This is a genomic window from Nocardiopsis lucentensis DSM 44048, from assembly GCF_000341125.1.
GTDB classification, from domain to species: Bacteria; Actinomycetota; Actinomycetes; order Streptosporangiales; family Streptosporangiaceae; genus Nocardiopsis; species Nocardiopsis lucentensis.
Map to the genome: position 1 here is coordinate 1 of NZ_ANBC01000155.1, position 3,043 is coordinate 3,043.

3 protein-coding genes and 1 pseudogene are annotated in these 3,043 nt (G+C 72.1%); 1 reads left to right on the forward strand and 3 read right to left on the reverse strand.

Annotation, left to right across the window (positions count from 1 at the left end; genetic code table 11):
* From D471_RS0105270 to D471_RS0105280, 3 genes and pseudogenes are all read right to left on the reverse strand, one after another.
* A partial coding sequence (locus D471_RS0105270) for a TIGR03086 family metal-binding protein (RefSeq protein ID WP_017597663.1) occupies positions 1 to 530 on the reverse strand: 530 nt, incomplete at its 3' end.
* Positions 531 to 684: 154 nt separating this feature from the next.
* A pseudogene (locus D471_RS0105275) lies at positions 685 to 1,400 on the reverse strand (thiamine pyrophosphate-binding protein).
* A gap of 150 nt (positions 1,401 to 1,550) precedes the next feature.
* Complete coding sequence (locus D471_RS0105280) at positions 1,551 to 2,318, reverse strand: sulfite exporter TauE/SafE family protein (protein WP_017597665.1); 768 nt, start codon at positions 2,316 to 2,318, stop codon at positions 1,551 to 1,553.
* A gap of 367 nt (positions 2,319 to 2,685) precedes the next feature.
* Between D471_RS0105280 and D471_RS0105285 the strand changes: the two genes are divergently transcribed.
* On the forward strand, positions 2,686 to 3,043 hold a 358-nt coding region (locus D471_RS0105285; protein WP_026127431.1), incomplete at its 3' end, for an AfsR/SARP family transcriptional regulator.

The following is a 3,043-nucleotide window of genomic DNA, read 5'->3' on the forward strand; positions in this document are numbered from 1 at the left end:
CGGTCCTGGGGAGCGGCGTCCGGCCCCACCGCCACGGGCTCGTCGAACATCGGCCCCGGTCCGAGGCCCTGGTCCCCCGCCCAGTCGCACAGTTCGGAGACCAGGACGGGGTCGAGCCGCTCGTCGGCGCCCAGGGCCCGGGCCAGGTCGAAGGCGTGCACGGCCAGGTCGAAGGTCATCTCCCACAGGTAGCGGCGCGCCGGGACGGTCCCCGCGGACAGGTGGACGGTGCGCTCCACCGCGTCGGGGGCCAGCCAGGCCAGGCGCGCCTCCCTGGCGGCCACCGCCCAGGTGGCCACGGGCTCCTCCCCGAGGTTGTCGCCGTCGAACCGGTCCCCCACGTCCTCGATGCGCGCGCCGCCGAGCAGGGGCGGGACCCACAGTTGTTCGGTGGTCAGGTGGTTGACCAGGTCGTGGACGTCCCAGTCCGCGCAGGGCGTGGGAAGGGCCCAGTCGGCCGTGCCCACCTGCCTGACCCGGTGGTCGAACTCGGTCATGGCGGTCGCGTGCAGGTCGATCAGCTCGGGCATGGGCGCCCCTTCCGGGTCGGTGTCGGCGTCCGGCCCCTACCCGGCGGCCCGGCGACCCCAAACCCGGAAGCGGGCGACGTCCAGACGCGTGGGAAACGCGTCGTGAGGACACCCCCTTCGGGGAACACCGGCGGGGTCCGCACGGGGTTCGGCCTCACCCGCCGCCGGGTCGGTCCCGCGACCAGGGAGGAGTCGGCAGTCCGGGCTCGGTCGTGATACCGAACGCCGTGCACATGTAGCCCATGAGCGCGTAGAGCCCGCAGATAGCCACGACCTCGACGACGCCCGCCTCCCCTGCGGCCTCGACGAGGACGCTCTGGACGTCGTCGGGGATCTCGGCGTCGTCGGCGACGTGGTCGACCGCGTGGACGACGGCACGCTGGACGGGTGTGAGGCCGACGGGCGCCCGCTCGCGCAGCGCGGTGAGCGCCGCGACGCGCAGGTACGGCTGGAGGTTGCCCGGCGAGTTCACGCTGAGGCTCTCCGCCGTGACCGGTCTGAGCACGGAGACGTCGTCCAGCGCGACGCCGCTGGCGTCCTGGAACGTCCCGCGTCCCTCGGTACCGGTCGCGACCTCGCCGCTGATGGCCAGGACCGCGGAGCGGTCGGCCCGTGCCGCGGCGACCGCCGTGACCATGTTGGTGATGCCCGGCCCGCCGATGCCGAACGCGACCCCGAGGCGGCCCGAGGCGCGGGAGTAGCCCTCGGCCATGTAGGCGGCACCCCCTCGTGTGCCGCGACGATGGTCCGTACGCCCTCCGTCCCGGTCATCGGCCGCATGAAGGGGTCGTTCAGTCCCCCGGGGACCATGAAGAGGTGGTCGATGCCCTCGGCGGCGAGGGAACTGACGACGCAGGAGGCTCCGTCCATGCTGGGAATCCAACCCGCGACGCGGATCGGGCCGTGTATCCCGCGCCGCGCGTCCGGACACGGCCGGGCGGCACGGGCTCGGTCACCGCCCTCGGGTTGCCGTCGAGGAGGCTTCCGGTTTCCCGTGGGTCGTGGACGCGGGCCGCCGAGTCAGCTGAACAGGTCCCAGCCCATGCGCACCAGCAGCGCCAGGACCACGATGAGCAGGACCGTGCGCACGAACCCGGAGCCGCGCTTCAGGGCCATCCGCGAGCCGATCTGGGCGCCGACGACGGTGCACGCTCCCAGGGCCAGGCCGAGTCCCCACAGGATGTGCCCGCCCAGGGCGAACACGACGAGCGCGCCCGTGTTGGTGGCGGTGTTGACGATCTTGGCCGAGGCCGAGGCGGTGACGAAGTCCATGCCGAGCACGGCGGTGAAGGCGATGATGAGGAAGACGCCGGTGCCGGGGCCGATGAGTCCGTCGTAGAAGCTGACGGCGAGCCCGGCCAGGGCGACGGCGGCCAGGGCCCGGTTTCGGGTGCGCAGGCGCGGGTTGGGTTCGGTGCCCATGGCGGGCCGGAAGTAGACCATGAGGGCCACGCCCGCCAGAACGACCATGATGACGGGTTTGAGGACGTCGGCGGTGAGCGCGGTGGCCAGCAGAGCGCCGAGTCCGGAGCCGACCAGGGCCAGGCCCGCCGTGGGCCAGACCACGCGCGGTTCGAGCTTGATGCGCCGTGCGTAGGCGACGGCGGCCGAGGCGGTGCCGAAGACGGCGCCGAGCTTGTTGGTGCCCAGCAGGGTGGCCAGGGGGGTGCCCGGGGAGGCGACGAGCAGGGCGGGCAGGAGGACGAGCCCTCCCCCGCCGACGACGGCGTCGACCCAGCCCGCGCCGAGGGCCACCAGAAGCAGGAGGCCGAGGATCTCGGGGTCCACGGTCAGTCCGCGCCGTGGGCGGAAGAGGGGGTGATGGGGTGTTCGGGGTTCATGATCGCCGAGTCTAGACGGGTGAGCGTATGTTCCTTACGGCCGGTATGTGTGGCACACGCGAGCGCCACCTTTACGTCGTAGATTCGTAACGCCTCGACCAGACCACGATCCGATCGCCTGGCTGTCCTCCAGGACAAGGAAATGTCACCATGATGGTCGATCGATGCCCTGATGGTCGATATCCGCACGTCATAAGCCCATCAGACGGTATGCATCCTCCGATGCACGTGCCCGCCGATATCGGCCGGACCGCGCCGGATAGCGGCCGTTCGATCCCGGGAATCATCGCAGTCCCGGGGGTCAACGGGAGTGGATGGTGGAGCTTGACGTACTGGGGCCCGTCGAACTGCGCGTCGGCGGTCGACCCATGGAACTCGCCGGGCGCGAACTGGCTCTGGCGGTGGCGCTCGGCGTCGATCCCGACCGCCCTGTCGAGCGGGACACCCTCGTCGACCGGGTCTGGGACGGCAGGTCGGTGGCGCTGTCCACGATCGACGCGAACCTCACGCGCCTGCGCAACCGGCTGCGCAAGATGGGAGCGGCACCAGCGGCGCTCATGTCCCGAGCCGGGGTCTACCGGTTCCAGATCGTGCCCGAGGCGGTCGACTGGCAGCGTTTCCTGCGCCTGCGGTCCGAGGCCGGGCGCGCCCGCCGCGGCGGCGACGATCCCG